Annotated in this window: 21 protein-coding genes; 2 read left to right on the top strand and 19 right to left on the bottom strand. The window is 61.9% G+C overall.

The window, feature by feature from the left end; translation table 11 throughout:
- Positions 1-39 precede the first annotated feature (39 nt).
- The 19 genes from HU760_RS00195 to HU760_RS00105 form a co-directional block, all read right to left on the bottom strand.
- Entirely contained in the window at positions 40-657 is a 618-nt protein-coding gene (locus HU760_RS00195; RefSeq protein ID WP_186671506.1) for an ABC-type transport auxiliary lipoprotein family protein, read from the bottom strand.
- Entirely contained in the window at positions 654-1,592 is a 939-nt protein-coding gene (locus HU760_RS00190) for an MlaD family protein (RefSeq protein ID WP_186671504.1), read from the bottom strand. Before HU760_RS00190 ends, HU760_RS00195 begins: the two co-directional genes overlap by 4 nt.
- A 3-nt stretch (positions 1,593-1,595) precedes the next feature.
- Complete coding sequence (locus HU760_RS00185; RefSeq protein ID WP_186671502.1) at positions 1,596-2,387, bottom strand: ABC transporter ATP-binding protein; 792 nt, start codon at positions 2,385-2,387, stop codon at positions 1,596-1,598.
- Positions 2,384-3,517, bottom strand: coding sequence for an ABC transporter permease (locus HU760_RS00180; protein WP_186671500.1), 1,134 nt, complete (start codon positions 3,515-3,517; stop codon positions 2,384-2,386). The genes HU760_RS00185 and HU760_RS00180 overlap by 4 nt, the downstream gene beginning before the upstream one ends.
- 108 nt (positions 3,518-3,625) lie before the next feature.
- Positions 3,626-4,648 carry a DUF5924 family protein gene (locus HU760_RS00175; protein WP_186671498.1) on the bottom strand — a complete coding sequence of 341 codons (1,023 nt, stop codon included), beginning with the start codon at positions 4,646-4,648 and terminating at the stop codon, positions 3,626-3,628.
- Positions 4,649-4,728: 80 nt separating this feature from the next.
- The gene (locus HU760_RS00170) at positions 4,729-6,129 is read right to left on the bottom strand and encodes a M16 family metallopeptidase (protein ID WP_186671496.1); all 1,401 of its coding nucleotides are present in this window, start codon (positions 6,127-6,129) and stop codon (positions 4,729-4,731) included.
- A 31-nt stretch (positions 6,130-6,160) separates the two neighbouring features.
- A complete protein-coding gene (locus HU760_RS00165) occupies positions 6,161-7,819 on the bottom strand; it encodes a Na/Pi cotransporter family protein (protein WP_186671494.1) in 1,659 nt (552 codons plus the stop codon).
- Positions 7,820-8,031: 212 nt separating this feature from the next.
- Positions 8,032-8,802 (bottom strand): TerC family protein, encoded by a 771-nt coding sequence (locus tag HU760_RS00160; protein WP_186671492.1) that lies wholly within the window; start codon positions 8,800-8,802, stop codon positions 8,032-8,034.
- A 71-nt stretch (positions 8,803-8,873) separates the two neighbouring features.
- Positions 8,874-10,181, bottom strand: a complete 1,308-nt coding sequence (locus tag HU760_RS00155; protein ID WP_186671490.1) for a CitMHS family transporter — start codon at positions 10,179-10,181, stop codon at positions 8,874-8,876.
- Between the two features lie 385 nt (positions 10,182-10,566).
- The gene (locus tag HU760_RS00150; RefSeq protein ID WP_186671488.1) at positions 10,567-12,522 is read right to left on the bottom strand and encodes a DUF7844 domain-containing protein; all 1,956 of its coding nucleotides are present in this window, start codon (positions 12,520-12,522) and stop codon (positions 10,567-10,569) included.
- Positions 12,519-12,839 carry a DUF2388 domain-containing protein gene (locus HU760_RS00145; protein ID WP_012316830.1) on the bottom strand — a complete coding sequence of 107 codons (321 nt, stop codon included), beginning with the start codon at positions 12,837-12,839 and terminating at the stop codon, positions 12,519-12,521. The genes HU760_RS00150 and HU760_RS00145 overlap by 4 nt, the downstream gene beginning before the upstream one ends.
- A gap of 34 nt (positions 12,840-12,873) precedes the next feature.
- Positions 12,874-13,167, bottom strand: coding sequence for a DUF2388 domain-containing protein (locus HU760_RS00140; protein ID WP_186671486.1), 294 nt, complete (start codon positions 13,165-13,167; stop codon positions 12,874-12,876).
- Between the two features lie 86 nt (positions 13,168-13,253).
- Complete coding sequence (locus tag HU760_RS00135; RefSeq protein WP_170027713.1) at positions 13,254-13,571, bottom strand: DUF2388 domain-containing protein; 318 nt, start codon at positions 13,569-13,571, stop codon at positions 13,254-13,256.
- Between the two features lie 303 nt (positions 13,572-13,874).
- Positions 13,875-14,090 (bottom strand): DUF1127 domain-containing protein, encoded by a 216-nt coding sequence (locus HU760_RS00130; RefSeq protein ID WP_003256968.1) that lies wholly within the window; start codon positions 14,088-14,090, stop codon positions 13,875-13,877.
- A 457-nt stretch (positions 14,091-14,547) separates the two neighbouring features.
- Entirely contained in the window at positions 14,548-16,041 is a 1,494-nt protein-coding gene (gene scpC, locus HU760_RS00125) for a succinyl-CoA:acetate CoA-transferase ScpC (RefSeq protein WP_170027714.1), read from the bottom strand.
- 184 nt (positions 16,042-16,225) lie between these two features.
- The gene (locus HU760_RS00120) at positions 16,226-17,662 is read right to left on the bottom strand and encodes an NAD(P)(+) transhydrogenase (Re/Si-specific) subunit beta (RefSeq protein ID WP_186671484.1); all 1,437 of its coding nucleotides are present in this window, start codon (positions 17,660-17,662) and stop codon (positions 16,226-16,228) included.
- 2 nt (positions 17,663-17,664) lie between these two features.
- Positions 17,665-17,979 carry an NAD(P) transhydrogenase subunit alpha part 2 gene (locus tag HU760_RS00115; RefSeq protein ID WP_016484308.1) on the bottom strand — a complete coding sequence of 105 codons (315 nt, stop codon included), beginning with the start codon at positions 17,977-17,979 and terminating at the stop codon, positions 17,665-17,667.
- 11 nt (positions 17,980-17,990) lie between these two features.
- Entirely contained in the window at positions 17,991-19,112 is a 1,122-nt protein-coding gene (locus tag HU760_RS00110; RefSeq protein WP_186671482.1) for a Re/Si-specific NAD(P)(+) transhydrogenase subunit alpha, read from the bottom strand.
- A 437-nt stretch (positions 19,113-19,549) separates the two neighbouring features.
- On the bottom strand, positions 19,550-20,449 hold the full coding sequence (locus tag HU760_RS00105) for a LysR family transcriptional regulator (protein ID WP_186671480.1): 900 nt from the start codon (positions 20,447-20,449) through the stop codon (positions 19,550-19,552).
- Between the two features lie 161 nt (positions 20,450-20,610).
- Here HU760_RS00105 and HU760_RS00100 point away from each other — a divergent pair, with 161 nt between their 5' ends.
- Both HU760_RS00100 and HU760_RS00095 read left to right on the top strand, forming a co-directional pair.
- Entirely contained in the window at positions 20,611-21,792 is a 1,182-nt protein-coding gene (locus tag HU760_RS00100) for an acyl-CoA dehydrogenase (RefSeq protein WP_186671478.1), read from the top strand.
- A gap of 14 nt (positions 21,793-21,806) precedes the next feature.
- Positions 21,807-23,027, top strand: coding sequence for a CaiB/BaiF CoA transferase family protein (locus HU760_RS00095; protein WP_186671476.1), 1,221 nt, complete (start codon positions 21,807-21,809; stop codon positions 23,025-23,027).
- Positions 23,028-23,058: the final 31 nt, after the last annotated feature.

Here is a 23,058-nt window from a genome sequence, read left to right as displayed (position 1 = left end):
CTGCGCTAAGGGCCGCTCCTGCACAAAGCAGGCAGGTTTTCAGGGAGCGGGAATGCTACCCGCCTGGGCAATGGTCCAGCCTACCACCTGGCTTGTCAGCTGGTCGCAGGCCTGTCCAAAGCCCGCAACCACCGCTGACACCTGCCGGTCGGCCAACGGTTGGCGGATTTCGAAGCGTTTGCTGGCGAGGATGCGTTGGCTGCGCCCCTGTACCAGCCGTGCGTCATAGCGAATCACCACTTCCACCACCCCGTCCGCCCGGTATTCACTCTGGAACGCCTGCAGCTCGCCAGCCAGTTCGAAGTCGGCCTGCAGATTGCTGTCGTCGGCGCTCAGCCGCTGCACCCTGCCGTCACGCTGAAAGCCGTCCAGCAGGCGGTTGCGCAGCAGCACCGGCACCGCATCGCTCCAGCGCGCACCTTTGTAGCTGCTGACCACATTGCCCTGGGGGACCACGGCAATCCGCGGGCCGGCCAGCACCTCGCTGGCCAGCGGCTTGTTCAAGCGCAGTGACCAGTCCAGCGCTGGCACTGTACGGCTGGGTTGGTTGACCGGCAGGCGATAGAGGTCGACGGGTTCGCTCTGCGGCAGGATCGAGCAGGCACTGGCCAGGCTTAGCGCAGCCGCCAGGGCCGGCAGGCGCAGTGACGGTTTCATGGCTGGAACTCCTTGTTGTTGTCGCGGCCTAGCAGGTAGCCGCTGGGGTCGGCCTCCAGTTGCCGGGAAATGCCCTTGAGTGCGTTGAGGGTTTCGCGCAGTTCGCGAATTGCCGGGCTGAGTTGGTTCAGACCCTGGGCGCCGTCGCCGATCGCCTCGCGGTTGTCTTCGAGCAGGCGATTGATGGTTGCAGTGCTTTCGGCCAACGACTGCATGGCCTGCTCGGCGCTGCCGATCGCCTGTTTGCCCTCGCTGCCCAACAGGCCATTGGCATTACGCATCAGCGCCTGGGTTTCAGCCAGGGTGGCGCTGGCTTGCTTGCCCACCTCCACCAGTTGCTCGATGGCCTGGGCGATGCTGCCGTGCTGGCCGGCGAAGGCGCCGGTAGTCTTGTCGAGGTTGGCCAGGGTGTTGCTGAGGTGGCCAATGTTGTCCTCGGAGAACATCTGGTTGGCGTTGTGCAGCAGCAGGTTGATGTTGGTCACCAGGTCGCTGCTGTCATTGAGCAGGCGCGAGATTGGCGAGGGTGAGGCGATGATCACGGGTAACTTGCCATCCTTGCCTTTAAGTTCCGGGCTTTGCGGGGTGCCGCCGCTGAGCTGGATGAACGAGTTGCCGGTCACGCCGGCCAGGGTCAGCTTGGCCTGGGTGTCTTCCTTCACCGGGGTGTCCGCGCTCAGGCGCACCCGTGCCAGTACCCGGCGGGGATCTTTCGGGTCCAGGCGCAGGGTGGACACGTCACCCACCTTGATGCCGTTGTACTGCACTGGGCTGCCGCGCGACAGGCCGGAGACAGCTTCGTTGAACACCACCTCGTAGTCCTTGAAGGCGTCGTCGACACTGGATTTGGTCAGCCACAGGCCGAACAGCATGGCGCCGGCCACCACCAGGACGGTGACCAGGCCAATGAGGACGTGATGGGCTCGGGTTTCCATTGCTCAGCGCTCCTGCCCGGCACGGACGGCGGCCTGTTCGGCTGCGCGCCCGCGTGGGCCATGAAAATATTCTTGAATCCAGGCGTCGCTGGCCTGTTCGACTTCCGCCAGTGGGCCGGCGACCAGGACCTTCTTCTGCGACAGCACGGCGATGCGGTCGGTGATGGTATACAGGGTGTCGAGGTCGTGGGTGATGAGGAACACCGACAGACCCAGCGCGTCACGCAGGGTCAGGATCAGCTGGTCGAAGGCGGCGGCGCCAATCGGGTCCAGGCCGGCGGTGGGTTCGTCGAGGAACAGGATGTCAGGGTCCAGCGCCAGCGCTCGGGCCAGCGCTGCGCGCTTGATCATGCCGCCGGACAGCGAGGCCGGGTACTTGTCGGCGGCCGAGATCGGCAGGCCGGCCAAGGCCAGCTTCACCCCGGCCAGATGCTCGGCATCGGCGCGGGACAGCCCGGCGTGTTCGATCAGCGGCAAGGCTACGTTCTCTGTCACAGTCAGCGAGGAAAACAGTGCGCCCTTTTGAAATAGCACGCCGAAGCGTCGCTCGACCAGGGATCGCTGCTCTTCGCGCAGGCCGGCCAGATCCTGGCCGAACACCTTGATCTGCCCCTCATTGGGCCGCCGCAGGCCGATGATACTGCGCAACAGCACCGATTTGCCGCTGCCTGACCCGCCGACTACGGCGAGGATCTCGCCGCGGTACAGGTCGAGGTCGAGGTTTTCATGCACGCTCTGGCGGCCAAAGCGATTGCAGATGCCACGCGCCTCGATCACGCTTTCCTGGCCACTCACCAGCCCATCTCCATGAAGAACAGGGCGGCCACCGCGTCCAGCACGATGACCACGAATATCGACTGCACCACCGCCGAGGTAGTGTGCGCCCCTACCGATTCGGCGCTGCCGCTGACCTTGAAACCTTCCAGGCAGCCAATGGCGGCGATCAGGAAGGCGAAGAACGGTGCCTTGGCCAGGCCCACCAGGAAATGTTGCACGCCGATGTCGCTTTGCAGCAACGACAGGAACATGGCTGGCGAAATATCCAGGGTCAGTGCACATACCACCGCGCCGCCGACGATGCCGCAGATCATCGCGACAAAGGTGAGCAAGGGCAGCGAAATCAGCAAGGCCAGTACCCGCGGCACCACCAGCAGTTCCATGGGGTTCAGGCCCAAGGTGCGGATGGCGTCGATTTCCTCGTTGGCCTTCATCGAGCCGATCTGCGCGGTGAACGCACTGGCGGTGCGGCCGGCCATGAGAATGGCGGTCAGCAGCACGGCGAACTCACGCAGGAACGAGAAGGCCACCAGGTCGACGGTGAAGATGGTCGCGCCGAAATCGGCCAGCACCGTGGCGCCTAGGAAGGCCACCACCGCGCCCACCAGGAAGGTCAGCAAGGCGACGATGGGCGCAGCATCCAGGCCGGTCTGTTCGATGTGCGCCACGACCGGGGTAAGGCGCCAGCGATGCGGTTGCAGGGCGCGGCGCATCAGGGTTTCGAGAATCACGCCAACGAAGCCGAGCAACTGCAGGCTGTCTTGCCACAAGGTGCCGACGGCGCAACCGATGCGTTCCAGCAGCAACAGCAGCACGTTGCGCTCGGGTTCCTTGACCGGAATGCAGTAGTCCTGCACAGAGCAATAGACGTTCTGCAGCAGTGCGCGGCTGGCTTCGGGCAGTTCGTCGGTGCAGTGCGACAAGCGCTCGGCACCGAGCAGTTCGGCCAGCAGCGAGGCCCCGGCGGTATCCAGGCGGCCGAGTTGGCTGAGATCGGCAATGGTATCGGCGGCGTACTGCGTGCGCAGGCGCTCGCTCTCGCGCTTGAGATTGGCGTAGTGTGCCAAGGTCCAGTCACCGGTGATGCGCAGGCAGGCCGGTTGGCAGCTGGTATCCAGGGTGGCGCTGGGTGTGGTCATCGGCTCCATGCTCGTGACTCGCAGTGAGGCTCAGGCGCTGATCATAGCGTAGCGGGCATGGGCTGTTTGGTGATTATGTGCTGTGTGGGGCATGGGGGCGCAAAGCGTCCCCCACAATCATTGTGCCGGCGTATCGTCGACCACTTTGAAGCGCAGTACCCCGATGACCTGCCCATCCTCGGTCAGCACCCTCACCTGCCACTTGCCCACCGGGTTCGGCGGGAAGTTCTGTTTGTGCGTCCAGGCGCGGTAGCCTTCCTTGCGGCCGCCATGGATGTCCAGGGCAATGCGGTCGACCTCCTGACCGTCCTTTTGCCAAACGTGGTAGATCCGTTCGTTCAGACCGCGTGGCGCATTGATCGCCGTATAGGCATACAGCCCGTCGCTGCTGATGCGGCTGGCAGCGATTTCTTTCAGCGAAGCGCCTGGTTGGCGATTCTGGACTTCGGTGCTAACCGCGACGTCAGTCATCCACAGGGTCGCTGGTGGCACCCATGAGCGCAGCAGCCACCCGCCGCCGCCGACCGACAGGGTAACCAGCACCAGGGCAACGGCACGCCGCCAGTTATTGATCGGGAAGCTGCTGGCCAGGCTGGGGAACGACAGTGCCATGGCGATGATCAGGGCCAACTTGAAGCTTTGTGCAGTGGTCAGGTGCAGGATGATCGGCAGCGCAGTGAGCAATGCGGCGAACAGGGTCAGGGTATGCAGCGCCAGGAACAGCCAGCGCCGTGGTGCCAGCCACTTGTAGTAAAGCGGGTCGATGATCGAGATCAGGCCGGCGGCACCCAGCAGGCCGGTGAACACCAGTTGGCTGCTGTTCCAGGTGGTGGTGACGAAGAAGAACGGCAGCACGAAGAACAGCGATTCCTGGTGAATCATCTGCGTCGCATAGCGCAACAGCGGTTGCGGAATTTCGCGGTTGAAGATCCGCGCGAACAGGCCGGTGAGGGTATTTTCCAGCATTAGCCAGACCCAGCTGACCAGCATCAACACGGCCACCCAGCTAGCCAGGCTGGCCTGACGGTCAACCAGGATGAAACTGCCGATGCCTGAAAGGAAACCGCCAAGCGCAATGATGCCGGGGTAGCGTTTGAGAAGATCGATGATGCGCTGGACGATGCGGGGTATGTGGGGCATTGGCTCTACAACAGAGAAGATGAGGTTGGCTGTGCCCGCGAAGGGGCCGCTAATGGCAAAAGGATACCGCCGATTCATCGCTAGCGTGTAGCGCCGCCCGGTTTTTCCGGGCCATGCCGACGCCAGCGCAACAGCCCTGCAGCAAGGATCAGCCCCAACAGCAAGGCCCCCAGACCATAGAGGTCATCATAGCCAAGCAAGGGCTTCTCCACCCGCACATAACCATCCTTCTTGAGCAATGCCTTGAGCGCTTCATTGGCTTGCTCCAGGCTCACCTGGCGCAGTTTGCGCGCAGGGTCGGTGAAACGCCCGTCGTTGTAGTCGTTCAGGGCACCCCAGTAATAGTCGGCCAAGGCACTGTTGCCCTGGGTGCTCCAGCTTTCCTTGGCAATACTGGCGTCTTTGATGCGGGCAAAGGTGTCCGGGTCGAGGCCTTCTTTGCGCAGGTGGTCGAACAATGCTTGCATCACCTTGACCGCTTGGTCGATGTCTTCGCGTTCAAGGTCGGCATTGAGGCTGAGCAGGCCGGTGTCGCCAAAGCTTTCACGTTGCGCCGAAGGGCCGTAGGACAGCCCGTTGCGCAGGCGCAGCTGGTCATACAGCGCCCATTCCAGGTAATGCGACAGCAGGTCAAGGGTGGCCTGATGGTCGTTGTCCAGCACGGGCTCGACGAACAGCCAGTGCAGCTTCACGTTGTCACCCAGCCAGCCACGGGTCAGGTCGCGGCGCTGCTCGGCATGCTGGCTGATGCTTTCCAGTGTGCGGCGCTCTTCCGGCTCGGTGGCGGGCAGTTCGCCAAAGGAGCGTTCCAGGTAGGCCGGCAACAGGCGGTCAAGGCCGCCGACCATGATCAGGGTCATGTTGTTGGCCGCATACCAGTGGTCACGCAAGGTTTGCACCTGTTCCAGGGTCATGTCGTCGAGGTTGGAGCGCTCCGGGCATTTCAGGCCAAGTTCGGTGGCCAGCTGGTCGCTGGCGGGGTGGCCGATGTCCTGGCGGTCGAGCCAGCGCTGCAAGTGGCCATAGTGGCCGCCATCCTCGCGCTCGATGATGCGCTTGGCGGTGGCCAGGGTCCCGGCATCGATCCGGGTGTCGCGGATCACGGCCAGCAGCAGGTCGAGGACCTTGCGCTGGTTTCGTGCTGGCGCTTCGATGACGAACGTGGTGTCGGCGCTGCTGGTATAAGCGTTCCATTCGCCGCCCAGCGCCTGCAGGCGCTCCTCCAGGCCGCCCTCGCCGGTTTCATCGATGCCGCTGAACAGCAAGTGCTCAAGCAGGTGCGGCAGCTCCTTCTGTTCGCAATTGAAGTCGTCCAGGCCTACGCCGACCACCAGGCGGATCGCCACATGGTCACGTTCGTAGCCGTTTTTCAGGATGACCTGCAGGCCATTGGGCAACAGGTAGCCTTCAACCCGCGAGCGGTCGAGGGCGAATGTGGGCAGGCTGCAGATCAGCAGGCAAACGAACATCAGGCAACGCATGGGCGAGCTTGGGTCCTCAGGTAGGCGAAAATCACGGCAGGCGGGCTTCGTCCGGCACGCTGTCGAGCATCAGCCCGCCCGTGTCCGAGCCGCCCAGTACCACATAGGCACTGCTACAGAACAAAGAGTTCAACCGTTTCATATCGGCGATCAGCTCCAAGTGTAGCGAACTGGTCTCGATACTTTGCACTACCTTGCGCTGCAAGCGGCTGACGTGGGCGTGGGCCAGGCGCCGTTCCTGGGCGCGAAATCGGCGCTTTTCCCGCAACAGCAAGCGGGCGCTTTCCGGGTCGGCACTGAGGAACACCGACAGGCCCAGGCGCAGATTGGCCAGTAGTTGTTCCTGCAGGCCGGTCAGCTCTTCCAGGCCTACCTGGGAGAATTCCCGGCGCTGGCTGGTTTTCTGTTGCTGGACCTTGCGCAGCATGCGTTCGATCAGGTCGCAGGCCAGCTTGAGGTTGATCGCCAGCTCGATGATTTCTGCCCAGCGACGGTTGTCCTGCTCACTGAGGTCTTCACGCGACATTTGCGCCAGATAAAGTTTGATCGCGTTGTACAAGACATCGGCGTCCTCGCCCAGGGCGCGGACCTGCTGTGGCAAGGCTGTCTGGGTTCCACGCAGGGCACCGAGCATGGCTTCGAGCAGGTTGTCGACGATGTCACCGAGGCGCAAGGTTTCGCGGGCAGCGTTGGCCAGGGCCAGGCTGGGGGTTTCCAAAGCCGAGGTATCGAGGTGGCGCGGGCGTACCTGGCCATTGCCGTTTTCCCGGTCGGGCAGCAAGGTGTTGCACAACCGGCCCATCGGTTTGACCGTGGGCAGCATGATCAGGCAGCGCAGTGTGTTGTAGAGCAGGTGAAAGCCGATGACCAGCTCTTGGGCGCTGAAGCTCAGTGAATCCATCCAGGCCACCAACGGGTGCAGCACAGGTATGATCAGCAACAGACCAATCAGCTTGTACAGCAGGCTGCCCAGGGCCACCCGACGGCCAGCGGCGTTCTGCATGCTGGTGCTGATGAAGGCCAGCATGCCGCTGCCGATGTTGGCGCCGACTACCAGGCCGATGGCCACCGGCAGGCTGATCACTTCCGCGCCTGCCAGCGTCGCGGTGAGCAGCACGGCGGCCAGGCTGGAATAGGAAATCATGGCGAACAGCGCACCGACCAAGGCGTCCAGCATGATGTCGCCGGTCAGTGAGGCGAACAGCACTTTCACACCCTGGGCGTGGGTAATTGGCGTAGCGGCCTGCACGATCAGCTCAAGAGCAAGGATGATCAGGCCGAGCCCGATGCCTACCCTACCCAGCTGGCCGGCCCGAGTCTGCTTGCGCGAGAGGAAGAAGATCACCCCCAGGAAGATCAGCAGCGGCGACAGCCAGGACAGGTCCAGCGTCAGCACCCGGGCCATCAGCGCGGTCCCCACGTCGGCTCCGAGCATGATCGCCAAAGCCGGTGTCATGGCCATCAGGCCCTGGCCGACGAACGAGGTGACCAGCATGGCGGTGGCGTTGCTACTTTGCACCATGGCGGTGACCAGAATGCCGGCAACGAACGCCAGCGGGCGTTTGTTCATGTTCTGGCCGATGATGCGCCGCAGGCTCGAGCCGAATACCCGAAGGATGCCGGTACGTACGATGTGGGTGCCCCAGACCAGAAGCGTCACGGCCGAGAGCAGGTTGAGCAGGGTCAGCATGGCGACGGCCCCCTGATACATTGGCCCAGCGGGCCAAGAGATGAAGCGCGAGCGTTTGAAGAATTTTCAGTGCTCACTCAAAGCTTTAGTCGTTTTGCGTAGCTGTCGCCAGCTTCGCATGGCTGCCATTTATTTGAAACACGCTGGAAATGAATGATTGCCGGCATGAAAAAAAGGCCCCGAAAGGCCTTTTTGTACTGCGCTTCCTGATCTTATTGACCCGGAATGTCCTTGCGCAGTTTCACCGGCTCGTGCTCTTTGCCTTCCTTGCGGGCCAGGGCGGTGCGCATGCGAATGTTGATGGCTTCCACCGCCAGCGAAAATGCCATGGCGAAGTAGACGTAACCCTTCGGCACGTGCACGTCGAAAGCTTCGGCGATCAGCACGGTACCGACCACGATCAGGAACGACAGTGCGAGCATCTTCAACGACGGGTGCTTGTCAATGAATTCGCTGATGGTGCCAGCGCACAGCATCATCACCAGCACCGCGACGACGATGGCGGCGATCATTACCGGTACGTGGGACACCATGCCTACCGCAGTAATGACCGAGTCCAGCGAAAACACGATGTCGATGATGGCGATCTGGATGATGGTATAGAAGAACTTGCCACCCGCGCCTTTCGGCTCTTCAGCGTTCTCGTCCTCGCCTTCCAGGCCGTGGTAGATCTCTTGCGAGCTTTTCCACAGCAGGAACAGACCGCCGAAGAACAGAATCAGGTCACGCCCGGAGATGCCCTGGCCGAACACCACGAACAGGTCGGCGGTAAGGCGCATGACCCAGGTGATCGACAGCAACAACATGATGCGGGTGACCATGGCCAGGGCAAGGCCGAAGATCCGGGTGCGCGGCTGCATGTGCTTGGGCATGCGGCTGACCAGGATCGAGATCATGATGATGTTGTCGATACCGAGGACGATCTCAAGCGCGGTAAGGGTGAAAAAGGCAACCCAGATTTCCGGGCTGGTCAGCCATTCCATGTGTTTTCCTTCGAGCGGTAAAGGCGACGTGCCCACACCAGGGCACGTCGCGTTAGGGTGATTCGCGTTTATTAAAGACTACTGAACAGCGGGAAAATCCCCATCAGCAGCGCGGCGAGCATTATGCACAGGCACACCAGTACTGCCCACTTCAAGGTGAAGCGCTGATGATCGCCGAACTCGATGCCGGCCAGGGCCACCAGCAAGTAAGTGGAGGGTACCAAGGGGCTGAGCAGGTGTACCGGCTGCCCGACGATCGAGGCCCGGGCCATTTCCACCGGACTGATGCCGTAATGGCTGGCGGCTTCGGCCAGCACGGGCAGCACACCGTAGTAGAACGCGTCGTTGGACATGAAGAACGTGAACGGCATGCTCACGATCGCGGTGATCACCGCCAGGTATGGGCCGAGAGCTTCCGGGATGACTGCCAGCAGGCTCTTGGACATGGCGTCGACCATGCCGGTACCCGACAGGATGCCGGTGAAGATGCCGGCGGCAAAGATCAGCCCGGTGACGGCCAGCACGCTGCCTGCGTGAGCAGCGATACGGTCCTTCTGCTGCTGCAGGCAGGGGTAGTTGACGATCATGGCGATGCTGAAGGCGATCATGAACAGCACCGGCAGCGGCAGCACACCGGCGATCAGCGCCGCCATCAGCGCGGCGGTCAGCGCACCGTTGAAGTACAGCAAGTTCGGCCGACGCGCCTCCGGGAACTGTGAAACGGTGATTTCGCTATGGTCGATGTCGTCGGTGGGCAGGTGCAGTTCGCCCAGGCGGGCACGCTCGCGCTTGCCGTACAGGTAGGCGATGGCCAGGATCGCCAGTACGCCGAACAGCATGGCCGGGATCATCGGCACGAAGATCTCCGACGGGTCCACGTGCAGGGCGCTGGCAGCACGGGCAGTCGGGCCGCCCCAAGGGGTCATGTTCATCACCCCGCCAGCGAGAATGATCAGGCCGGCCATGATTCGCGGGCTCATGCCCAGGCGGCTGTACATCGGCAGCATGGCGGCACAGCAGATCATGTAGGTGGTGGCACCGTCACCGTCGAGCGAGACGACCAGGGCCAGCACGGCGGTGCCGACAGAGACTTTCAGAGGATCGCCCTTGACCAGCTTGAGGATCTTGCGCACGGCCGGGTCGAACAGGCCGGAGTCGATCATCAGGGCGAAGTAGAGAATGGCGAACATCAGCATCACGCCGGTTGGCGCGAGTTTGCTGATGCCTTCGAGCATCATGGGGCCGATCTTGGCGGAAAACCCGCCGAACAGGGCGAACAGGATCGGTACCAGGATCAGCGCGATCAAGGCCGACAGGCGCTTGGTCATGATCAGGTACATGAAGGTGATGACCATGGCAAAGCCGAGGAAGGTCAGCATGACAGTACTCCAGGTGTGGCGCGGCGAAAGGAAAGACGATTCGGGCGGATCAGCGCGTCGGGCGCTGCACAGGGAGCATGCGGAGAGGGACTGCGGAAAGGCGGGCACAAGCGTACATCGGAATCACCATTGTTGTTGTTGATTAGGCCGGGCGCGGTGTTTACCGACGCCTTGGCTGACCGGTCTGGTGCCGGTAGTGGTGGCTATCCTATGAGGGCAAGCTTTCAGCCAGCTTTCGCCGAAGCGAAGGCGACGAGAGGTAGGTGAGTGCAGGATGTGACCGTTTCGCGGGTGAACCCGCTCACACAGGTGCGGCGCAGGTCTCAGCTGCTGTATGGACCCTATGGGAGCGGGTCCACCCGCGAAAAGGGCAGTACTGCAAACATCACAACTGCAGGCCACCGGCAGCCTTGTGCAAGGCCCGCAAATGCTCGCCGATCTGTTTTACGTTGGCCTCGACGGCGGCAATTTCCCTGGCCCGCGACGGCTGTAGCAGCGCCCTCACCTCTTTGTCCAGATTGGTGCTCAAGCGCAACAGCTGCGCCTGCCGCTCACTGCTGACTCGCTCCAGGTGCTTGCGCTCCTGCGGTTGCGGCAGCCCGTAGCCCTTGGTGTCGAGCAACTCTGCCGGGCGGCTGAGGAAGCCGCTGTTGGCGAGCATCTGCCTGAGGGTGGCGTCGGCCTTGCTGACGCTGCCGTCATTCTGCGCGGCGGCATTCAGGTAGCGCTGTTTGACCTCGTCCTGGGCCAGCAGCAATTGCCGACGCAAGCTGGCCTGTTCAAGCAGCAGCAAGGCTGCGCTGGTGCGCAGGTCGGCCTTGGCGAACCAGGCACGCCGTTGCTCGGCGTCCAGCCCCAGCCAGTCTTCGACCTTGTCCTGCTTGATCGGCAGCTGCTTCTTCAATACCTCGAACATGGCCTGATAGCGGTCGCGGTAGGAGTCGAAGCGGTAACCGAGGCGCAGCGCCTCGCGCGGGTCGTCGAGCACGCTGGTATCCGCCAGCCCCCTGCCCTTGAGCACAGCCAGCAAGCCGTTGGGCATGATGCTGTCGAGGTCATTCAGGCGTGGGTTGGCAGTGCCGCTGCGCAGCAGTTTCAACGACTCCACCGCGCAGTTGTTGGACAGGAACCAGTAGTTGCCGTCGTAACTCCAGTGCATTTCGGCGGCCTGGCGTACCAGGTTCTCTATCTCGTCGCGGCTGAGCCGCAAGGGCACCGAGGCCAGGCTGCGCAGTTCGGTCTTGGTGTATTCATCGATCACCTGGCCCAGCGGCAGTACGAACAGCCGTGAGGGGTAGGCGCCGACAAGCCCGTCCCAGCTCGACAGCTGTACGTCATTGACGAAGGCGCGGTACGACAGCACCAGGCTCTGGTCGAGGTCGAGGCGGCAATCCGGCCCGCGTGGTCGGCCCGGCTTGCAGATCACCAGGCGCAGCATGCTGTGGCCCCAGCGACTGACCAGGTTCTGGTTGGCTTCCGCCAGCAGGTAGTCCACTTCATAGACCCGCTCAGGGTCGATCTCGCCGAGCGGCTGGCGGGCGAAATCGCTGCCGGCATTGATGAACGGCAGGCCTTTGGCGCAGGTGTCCTGTTGCGGTGCCCAGCCAAAGTGTTCGCGCAGGTACTGGTTCAGCGCCGGACGGCGGCAACCGTAGCTCGGGTCGAGGAGGAAATACTCCATGTTGACCGCGATGTATTCCTTGGGGCTGCTCAGCTCATAACTGTCCGGGCTGCGCACGAACTGGCCATTGTGCTGTTCGCGCTCGCCGCGCCGGCCCACGTATTGCTGCCAGCCGGCCAGGTCGAGCAGGCGCGGGTCGTCGCTGAAGGTGAAGCGACGCTCTGCCTGGCCACGGCATGCCTCGGGCAGGCCGATCTTGCCGAGCGTGCCTTGCTGGCGCTTGCAGCGGGCGATCAGCGAGCTTTCGGCGCTAGGCCACAGCCGGGCGCGGTCGTAGATATGGGTGAGCTCGTGCAGCACGGTGGCCAGCAGTTCTTCACGCACCGTGCCATGTGGGCGGGTGGTACGTTTCCTGGCAGCACTGCCATCAGCGAGGCTGGGCAGCAGGCGATGATTGAGCTCCAGGGTAGAGACCAGCGATGCCTGGCCATAGGCGTCGGCCGGCATGTTGTCGCTCCAGCTGACCCGCACGCGGCGGTCCAGTTGGTGCTTGAAACGGGGTGGCAGCTTGCCCAGGGCCTCGTCGAGCAGGGCCTGGGTGGCTTGGGTTTGTTGCGAATCGAGGCCGGACGCCTGCAGCTCAAGCTGCAGGTCGGCCAGGGCGGGCGTGCCGAGCAGCGTCAGGGCGCAGCCGAGCAGCCAGGCGCGCACGCGGTTCACAGTGCGAGGATGGCTTCAGCCAGTACCTGGTCGCTGGCGCCGCGTGCTTCCGGCACGCGCTCGCGCAAGGTATTGAAGGCTGCCTCGAGCTGGGCACCGCGGATATCACCGTTGCTTGCGACGAAGCTGGCAGCGTCGTCGTGGGCTTCGCGCACCACTTTGGAATCGCGGATCGAGGTGGTGGTGTCAGAAGTGAAATCGATCGAGCGGCCAAAGGCACGCACGATGATATTGCTGGTGGCCACCAGGGTCTGTGCCTGGGCCAGGTCAGCCAGCAGGAGCATGCCGAGGGTAGCGGCAATCAGCGGTTTACGCATGGAACATCTCCGAAAATACAAGGAGCCAGATGAATTATTGGACGAGAATTGCTTGCGCCAGTTCCAGGTCGCCGACGGCCTGCCGTGCGCAGTTGTGGCGTAACGCCTGCAGTGCTGCCTCAAGCCGCGCGCCACGGATCTGGCCGTCGCTGGCAACGAAGGCAGCCGCATCGTCGCGGGCCTGGCGGACCAGTTTACGGTCGAACGGTGCCGTGGTGACCTGGCTGGTGACATAGCCTGTGATGACCAGGCCTTGCGTGGTGGTGTCCAGGGCATGGGCACTGGCCATGCCAACAACGGAGAACAGCAGCGGCAACAGATAACGCATGGGCTTTACGACAGCTGGAAACGTGGGGGCAACGGCGGACGGCCCGTGCCGGCGCTAACCGGCACAGCCGCACGAATCAGTCGGCGTCAGAGCGCCAGGATGGCCTGGGCCAGTTGCGCGTCGCTGGCCTGCAGAGCTGGCATCTGCGAACGGATGTGCAAGAACGCGCTCTCCAGCTTGGCACCGCGGATATCGCCTTGGCTGCCAACGAAGCTGGCGGCGTCGTCACGCGCGGCCTGGACAATCTTGTCGTCACGGAACGAGGAGGAGATGTCGGAAGTGGCATCGGTGGACGCAGCCACCGCGCCAACGACGGCGTCGGTGGTGACAACGAAGCTGGTGGCGCTTGCGGTGCCGGCCAGGCTCAGCATCAGGGCTGCGCCAATCAGGTATTTACGAGACATGATGGTGGACTCCTGGACTAGGGTCGGGTGGTTCTGCTTATCGGACGCTCGCACAGCTCGTCGCGGTACTTTTGACAGTGGGTTCTACCAGACTGTTAAGCCAAGCGTATCACGCGCCGGTGTTTCCAGAATCTACTGAAAGGCGGGCGGGGAATTGTACCGGTTGATTTTCAAGTTAAAAGAACTGTACTGGTATCGCCTGCAAAGGCTCTAGCATGGTCTTTACAAACAAAAAACCCGTTGCAGTCTCCTGCAACGGGTTTTGAGAATTCGCGGTGCCGGCCGAAGCCGGCAAGCCGGAGCTTAGCGCCAGAAAGGCTTGCTCAGCTCTTCGTAACGCTGCGACTCGCTGATACCGGCATCGGCCAGCAGGCGGGCGTCCAGGCGAGCCAGTTGACGGCGGCTGGCCATACGGCGCTGCCACAGCAACAGGGTGGACAGGGCGCGCAGCGGCAGCGAAGCGTTGGATTGCTGGGCGTTGCTTTCAAAAACCAGACCGGAACTGAGGGTACGTTCCATGATGTTTCATCCTTCCGCTTATGGCGGGATTAGGTAGTGATTTAACTGATGCCAATGATCCTCCTCTGTCGTCCATAACAGTAGATACAGTTCAGTAGAAAGACGATGGCTCAGTTAACTGTGTAACCCTACTGTTGCACCCGAAATAGGCGAAACTGTACTGGTCTGCACACATATGGTGCGCTTTTAGAGAAGGAGAGTGTTCGGTCCGGTTTGCAGCGGCAAAAATACCAGTACAGTAGAACAGTTTTTGCTGTTTAAAAATGATTGGACTGTACAGCACAGTTGTGTAGGAGCGGCCTTGTGTCGCGATAGGGCCGCAAAAGCGGCCCCAAGGTTCGATGTTACAGCTGAGATTGCAGGGGCTGCTACGCAGCCCGTCGCGACCCAAGACCGCGCCTACAGATACAAGGACCGGAACAGCGGAAGCAGGGCCGCCATTCCGGGAATGGTGTGGTCAGCCAGCCAGCATGCGCCCGGTTTCTTCCAGGTTCTCGTGCCAGCTCAGCGCCTCACGCAGGATATGCGGAGTATGGCCGCCCCGCTGGCAGGCGCGTTCGAAGTAATCGTTCAGCGCGGCGCGGTAGTCGGGGTGCACACAGTTGTCGATGATCGCCCTTGCCCGCTCACGCGGCGCCAGGCCACGCAGGTCGGCCAGGCCTTGCTCGGTTACCAGGATGTCCACGTCGTGCTCGGTGTGGTCGACGTGGCTGACCATCGGTACCACACTGGAAATCGCGCCACCTTTGGCAATCGACTTGGTGACGAACACGGCCAGGTGAGCGTTACGGGCAAAGTCCCCCGAGCCGCCAATACCGTTCATCATCCTGGTACCGCAAACGTGGGTCGAGTTGACGTTGCCGTAGATATCGAACTCCAACGCCGTATTGATGCCAATGATGCCCAGGCGCCGGACCACTTCCGGGTGGTTGGAGATTTCCTGTGGGCGCAGCACCAGCTTGTCCTTGTAGCGCTCCAGGTTGCCGAACACGTCGGCGTTGCGGCGGGTGGACAAGGTGATCGAGCTGCCCGAGGCGAAGCTCAGCTTGCCGGCATCGATCAGGTCGAAGGTGGAGTCCTGCAGTACTTCGGAGTACATGGTCAGGTCTTCAAACGGCGACTCGATCAGGCCGCACATCACCGCGTTGGCGATGCTGCCGATACCGGCCTGCAGCGGGCCGAGCTTGTTGGTCATGCGGCCAGCTTCGACTTCCTTCTTGAAGAAGTTGATCAGGTGGTCGGCGATGCCCTGGGTTTCGTCATCCGGCGGCAATACGGTGGATGGCGAGTCCGGCTGGTCGCTGATGACGATACCGACGATCTTGGCCGGGTCGATCGGGATCGCGGTGCTGCCGATTCGATCGTCTACCTTGACCAGCGGGATGGGCGTGCGGGTCGGGCGATAGGTCGGGATATAAATGTCGTGCAGGCCTTCGAGGTTGGTGTTGTGCGAGAGGTTGATCTCGACAATCACCTGCTTGGCGAAGATCGCGAAGCTGGCCGAGTTGCCCACCGAGGTGGTTGGCACGATATGACCTTGCTCAGTGATGGCCACAGCTTCGATGACCGCGATGTCCGGCAACTTCAGCTGCTGGTTGCGCAATTGTTCGACGGTTTCCGACAGGTGCTGGTCGATGAACATCACCTTGCCGTCGTTGATGGCCTTGCGCAGTGTGCTGTCGACCTGGAACGGCATACGACGAGCCAGCACGCCGGCCTCGGTCAGTTGCTTGTCCAGGTCGTTGCCCAGGCTGGCGCCAGTCATCAGGCTGATTTTCAGTGGCGACTGCTTGGCACGCTCGGCCAGGGCATGTGGTACGGCCTTGGCTTCGCCGGCGCGGGTAAAGCCGCTCATGCCGACGGTCATGCCGTCCTCGATCAGACCAGCGGCATCAGCCGCACTCATTACCTTGCTGTGCAGGGAGGACAAGCGGATACGATCACGGTACATGGATTGTTATCTCGGGCTACTGAAACTACTGCAGCGCAGTCTAGAGACTTCGCCCTTTGCCGTCCCACGACTATGGTCGTATGAGAAGCCTTGAAGTAGAGCCGTTGATCCGGATCAATCAAAAAAGCCCCGGCAGATTCTGACCGGGGCTTTCTTTATGCCAGCTGGTTTGCAGTAGCGGCTTTCACTCTACTGCCTTGACCATGTCCTCGATGACTTTCTTGGCATCGCCAAACACCATCATGGTCTTGTCGAGGTAGAACAGTTCGTTGTCCAGTCCGGCATAGCCGCTGGCCATGGAGCGCTTGTTGACGATGATGGTCTTGGCCTTGAAGGCTTCGAGGATCGGCATACCGGCAATCGGCGATTTGGGGTCATTCTTCGCTGCCGGATTGACCACGTCGTTGGCGCCCAGAACCAGTACCACGTCGGCCTGACCGAACTCGGCGTTGATATCTTCCATCTCGAACACCTGGTCGTAAGGCACTTCCGCCTCGGCCAGCAACACGTTCATGTGCCCGGGCATACGGCCGGCCACCGGGTGGATCGCATACTTCACGGTCACGCCGTTGTGGCTCAGCTTCTCGGTCAGTTCCTTGAGCGCGTGCTGTGCGCGAGCCACAGCCAGGCCGTAGCCCGGGACGATGATCACGCTGTCGGCGTTGCTGAGCAGGAAGGTGGCATCGTCAGCCGAGCCGGATTTCACCGGGCGCTGCTCTTTCGAGCCTTGCGCCGCGCCGGCATCGGTATCGCCACCGAAACCGCCGAGGATAACGTTGAAGAACGAACGGTTCATTGCCTTGCACATGATGTACGAGAGGATGGCACCGGACGAACCGACCAGCGAGCCTGCAATGATCAGCATCGAGTTGTTCAGCGAGAAGCCGATGCCGGCCGCTGCCCAGCCCGAATAGCTGTTGAGCATCGACACCACCACCGGCATGTCGGCCCCACCGATCGGGATAATGATCAGCACGCCCATGATGAAAGCCAGGACCAGCATCAGGGTAAAGGCGCTGTAGTGCCCAGTGAAGGTGAACAGCAGGCCGAGGGCGATGGTGGTCAGGCCGAGGATCAGGTTCAGCTTGTGCTGGCCGGCGAACTGTACCGGTGCGCCCTGGAACAGGCGGAACTTGTACTTGCCCGAGAGCTTGCCGAAGGCGATCACCGAGCCGGAGAAGGTAATGGCACCGATGGCTGCGCCGAGGAACAGCTCCAGGCGGTTACCGGTGGGGATCGGGTCGCTGATCGCGGCGACGATGCCCATCGATTGCGGCTCCAGCACGGCGGCGATGGCGATGAACACTGCGGCCAGGCCGATCATGCTATGCATGAAGGCGACCAGCTCTGGCATCTTGGTCATCTCGACGCGCTTGGCCATGATCGAGCCAGCGGTACCGCCGACCAGCAGGCCAACCATGACGTAGCCGATGCCGGCGGTAGCCAGCTCCGCGCCAAGCTTGTAAATGAGGCCAACCGTGGTGAGGATGGCGATCCCCATACCGATCATGCCGAACAGGTTGCCGCGCCGCGAAGTGGTCGGATGCGACAGGCCCTTGAGCGCCTGGATGAAGCATACCGAGGCGACAAGGTAGAGAAGTGTTACCAGATTCATGCTCATGCTTACTTCTGCCCCTCGTTCTTGGCTTTCTTCTTGAACATCTCAAGCATGCGGCGGGTGACCAGGAAGCCACCGAACACATTGACCGCGGCCAGGGCCACGGCGAGGGTACCCATCAGCTTGCCGGCCGGGGTCACGGTCAGCGCGGCGGCCAGCATGGCGCCGACGATGACGATGGCGGAGATGGCGTTGGTTACGGCCATCAGCGGGGTGTGCAGCGCCGGGGTGACGTTCCAGACCACGTGGTAGCCCACATAGATGGCCAGCACGAAGATGATCAGGTTGTAGATGCCATGGGAAATCAGCATGTCTTCCATTGTCGTGCTCCTTAGCCGTTCTTGCGGACGACCTGACCATCGCGGCACATCAGGCAGGCCGCGACGATGTCGTCTTCGAGGTTGATGACCAGCGCGCCGTCCTTGTCGAACAGCAGCTTCATGAAGTCCAGCAGGTTACGCGCATACAGCGCCGAGGCATCGGCAGCCACCTGGGCTGGCAGGTTGGTCGGGCCGACGATGATCACGCCGTCGTGCTGCACCACCTGGTCGGCGATGGTCAGCGGGCAATTGCCGCCCTGGGCTGCCGCGAGGTCGATGACCACCGAGCCGGGTTTCATCTGCGCGACGGTTTCGGCGCTGAGCAGGGTTGGCGCCTTCCGCCCTGGGATAAGTGCGGTAGTTATGACGATATCCGCTTGCTTGGCGCGCTCGTGCACGGCCTGGGCCTGGCGTTGCATCCAGCTGGCTGGCATCGGCCGGGCATACCCGCCCACGCCTTCGGCGCACTCGCGTTCCTCATCGGTCTCGTAGGGCACGTCGATGAACTTCGCACCCAGTGACTCGATCTGCTCCTTCACTGCCGGGCGTACATCCGATGCCTCGATTACTGCGCCCAGGCGCTTGGCCGTGGCGATGGCCTGCAGACCGGCAACGCCCGCACCCAGAATCAGCACGCGCGCAGCCTTAACGGTACCGGCGGCGGTCATCAACATGGGCATGAAGCGTGGATAGTGATGGGCTGCCAGCAACACTGCCTTGTATCCGGCGATGTTGGCCTGCGATGACAGCACATCCAGGCTTTGGGCCCGCGAGGTGCGCGGCGCGGCTTCCAGGGCGAAGGCGGTAACGCCGCGCCCGGCCATCTTGCCGATCAGTTCGTTGTTGAAGGGATTGAGCATGCCGACCAGGATGCTGCCGCTGTTGATGAGGGCCAGTTCCTGGTCGTTGGGGGCGACCACCTTGAGCACCAATTGGGCACCGTAGGCATCGGCTGCGCTCCCCAGGGAAGCGCCCACGGCTTCATAGGCACCGTCCGGAATGCTGGCGTTGAGCCCCGCCCCCCGTTGGACGGTAACCTGATGGCCCTGGCCAATCAGTTTCTTGATGGTTTCGGGGGTCGCAGCGACCCTTGTCTCACCGGTCTGCGTCTCGAGAGGAACACCAATGTGCACGACTATTTCTCCTGCGGTGACCTTTTGTCTTTGTAAAAGCCAACGCACTTCGGATGGTGCGCTGGGGCGGCTGTGGAGCGCCGGCCCGCCGAATCCCGGGCGGGCGGAGCATTTTGCAGACGAAGCCAGGGGCCTTCAACCGGTTCTGGAGCGAAACGAAGTCAAAACTACAAGTCACCCTGTGACCGTATGTCGCAACGGTCAGGCTGCAGCCCGTCAAGCAAGGGCTATTGGCAGACTAGGAGAAAAAATCAAAAAATTTCTGGCCAATTCGCTTACAGCTTGGTGAATGTCGCAAAATAACCCGCAAAGCCGCGCAGTAAGCCGGGTTAAACAGGATTTTTGCATTCGCATAACAGTTTATGTTTATGCGACAAATACATACATCTGTAGGTGTTTAAAATAATTGACTACGAAGTCAGGTTGTAGCGTTTCAACTAAGTTCTTGCTGTGTATGCCTGGGCCTGGCCAACCAGCCAGTCGCGGAAAGCGCGCAGCGAAGCCGACTCCACCTTGCGCTCCGGAATCATCAGATAGTAGGCCTTGTCACTGCTGAGGGCATGCCTGTTAGCGACCACCAACCTACCCTCCTCCAGCTCGCGCTGGATCAGGAATGGCGGAATCAGGGCAATGCCCATTTCATGCATGGCCGCCTGGGCGAGCATCGAGAATAGTTCATAGCGCGGGCCTGTCATGTCGCGCTCCACGTTCATGCCGATGCTGCTGAACCATTGTCGCCAGGCATAGGGGCGCGTGCTTTGCTGCAGCAACGGCAGCTGGGCAATCCGTTGTGGCTCGAGCGTACCCTGGCCGTGCAGCAGCGCCGGGCTGCATACCGGTACCGGGTTTTCTCCCATCAACGGGTGCGACTGGGTGCCGGACCAGTCGCCATCGCCAAAGTAGATGGCTGCGTCGAAGGTCGTGTCGGCAAACAGGAAAGGCCGGGTGCGATTGGTGAGGTTGACCGTGACCTCTGGGTGACGCTGCTGGAAATCCTTGAGCCGCGGCAGCAGCCACTGGGTGCCGAAGGTGGGTACCACGGCCAGTTCGATCACGTTGGCGCCCTGCTGGCGCATCACTGACAAGGTGTCGCGCTCGACGGCATCCAGTTGGGCGGCCACCTGGCGACTGTAGGAGAGGCCGGCTTCGGTCAGTTTCACCCCACGTCGCGAGCGGCGGAACAGTTCCACATTGAGAAAAGCCTCCAGGCCACCTATCTGCCGACAAACGGCCCCCTGAGTCAGGGCGAGTTCCTGGGCGGCTTTGGTAAAGCTTTCGTTGCGTGCCGCCGCTTCGAAGCAAACCAGCGCGGCGGTACTGGGAATCTTGCGGCGCACGTACGTCAACCTCACTTGTCACACTGTCAATAGGGCGTTTTGCCCATTTACGGAGTGACAAATTATCACTAATTGGTGCGCAATCCTCGTTTGTCCCCGCAGCCGATCAGGCCTAGGCTCAAGGGCACAGGAAACTGCTCCCAATTTCGAGGATTTCGCTCATGGCCGGTAAAGCAAGCTTCAACTGGATCGACCCGCTGCTGCTCGATCAGCAGCTCACTGAAGAAGAGCGCATGGTGCGGGACAGCGCTTATCAGTTCGCCCAGGACAAGCTGGCGCCGCGTGTGCTTGAGGCCTTCCGTCATGAGCAGACCGACCCTGCGATCTTCCGTGAAATGGGAGAGGTGGGGCTGCTGGGCGCCACCATTCCCGAACAGTATGGCGGCAGCGGCCTGAACTATGTGTGCTACGGCCTCATCGCTCGCGAGGTGGAGCGTATCGACTCGGGTTACCGCTCGATGATGAGCGTGCAGTCGTCGCTGGTGATGGTGCCGATCAACGAATTCGGTACCGAGGCACAGAAGCAGAAGTACCTGCCCAGGTTGGCCAGCGGCGAATGGATCGGCTGCTTCGGCCTGACCGAGCCTAACCACGGCTCCGACCCGGGTTCGATGATTACCCGTGCACGCAAGGTCGACGGCGGCTACCGTCTGACCGGCAGCAAGATGTGGATCACCAACAGCCCGATCGCCGATGTGTTCGTAGTCTGGGCCAAAGATGACGAGGGGGATATTCGTGGCTTTGTCCTGGAAAAGGGCTGGGAAGGTCTCAGTGCACCGGCTATCCACGGCAAGGTCGGCCTGCGCGCCTCGATCACCGGCGAAATCGTCATGGACAACGTGTTTGTACCGGAAGAGAACATATTCCCCGATGTGCGCGGCCTCAAGGGTCCGTTTACCTGCCTGAACTCGGCCCGCTATGGCATCTCCTGGGGTGCACTGGGTGCCGCCGAAGCCTGCTGGCACACCGCGCGTCAGTACACCTTGGATCGGCAACAGTTCGGCCGCCCGCTGGCGGCCAACCAGCTGATCCAGAAGAAGCTGGCCGATATGCAGACCGAAATCACCCTGGCGCTGCAGGGCTGCCTGCGCCTCGGACGGATGAAGGATGAAGGCACGGCTGCAGTTGAAATCACCTCGATCATGAAGCGCAACTCCTGTGGCAAGGCACTGGATATCGCCCGCCTGGCGCGTGACATGCTGGGTGGCAATGGCATCTCCGATGAGTTCGGTGTGGCCCGTCATCTGGTCAACCTTGAGGTGGTCAACACCTATGAGGGTACCCATGACGTGCATGCACTGATCCTGGGGCGTGCGCAAACCGGTATCCAGGCCTTCTATTGATAAGGAGCCAGCCTATGGGCGCGTTATCACATCTGCGGGTGCTGGACCTTTCGCGCGTGTTGGCCGGCCCGTGGTCTGGCCAGATTCTCGCTGACCTGGGCGCTGATGTGATCAAGGTCGAGCGACCTGGTAGTGGCGACGACACACGCTCGTGGGGGCCGCCCTTCCTCAAGGATGCCGAGGGGCAGAATACCAGCGAGGCTGCTTATTACCTCTCGGCCAACCGCAACAAGCGCTCGGTGACCATCGACTTCACCCAGCCCGAGGGGCAGCGCCTGGTGCGTGAGTTGGCGGCGAAGTCCGATATCGTCATCGAGAACTTCAAGGTGGGTGGGTTGGCTGCCTATGGTCTGGACTACCAAAGCCTGAAGGTAATCAATCCTCGGCTCATCTACTGTTCCATCACCGGCTTCGGCCAGACCGGGCCTTACGCCAAGCGCGCCGGCTATGACTTCATGATCCAGGGACTGGGCGGACTGATGAGCCTGACTGGCCGCCCGGAGGGTGAACAAGGCGCAGGGCCGGTCAAGGTGGGGGTGGCGCTGACCGACATCCTGACCGGGCTGTATTCCACCGTGGCGGTTCTCGCTGCCCTCGCCCACCGGGAACAGACCGGGGTGGGCCAGCACGTCGACATGGCATTGCTCGACGTGCAAGTCGCCTGCCTGGCGAACCAGGCGATGAACTATCTGACCACGGGTGTGCCGCCTCGTCGCCTGGGAAATGCGCATCCGAATATCGTGCCGTACCAGGATTTCCCGACAGCGGATGGCGATTTCATCCTTACCGTGGGCAACGACAGCCAGTTCCGCAAGTTCGCCGAGGTGGCCGGGCAACCACAATGGGCGGACGATCCGCGCTTCATTACCAATAAAATGCGAGTGGCCAACCGGGCGGAACTGATTCCTTTGATCCGTCAGGCTACGGTGTTCAAGACCACGGCCGAGTGGGTGAGCCAGCTGGAGGCTGCAGGGGTGCCGTGTGGGCCTATCAATGACCTGGCGCAGATGTTCCAGGACCCGCAGGTACTCGCGCGTGGGCTGGCAGTGCACATTCCGCACCCGTTGGCGGGGAGTGTGCCGCAGGTGGCGAGCCCTATTCGCTTGTCGGAGACGCCAGTAGAATACCGACGGGCGCCGCCGCTGTTGGGTGAGCATACCGATGCGGTGCTGGTAGGCGTGCTGGGGTTGGATGCAGGTGAGGTGCGACGGCTTCGCGATACCGGCGTGCTGTGAAGGCGTGTAGTGCTGATCAAGAGCGGGGAGG

Source organism: Pseudomonas oryzicola (assembly GCF_014269185.2).
GTDB lineage: Bacteria > Pseudomonadota > Gammaproteobacteria > Pseudomonadales > Pseudomonadaceae > Aquipseudomonas > Aquipseudomonas oryzicola.
Note: the sequence above shows the minus strand (reverse complement) of the source record. Positions and strands in the feature narration are given on the sequence as shown.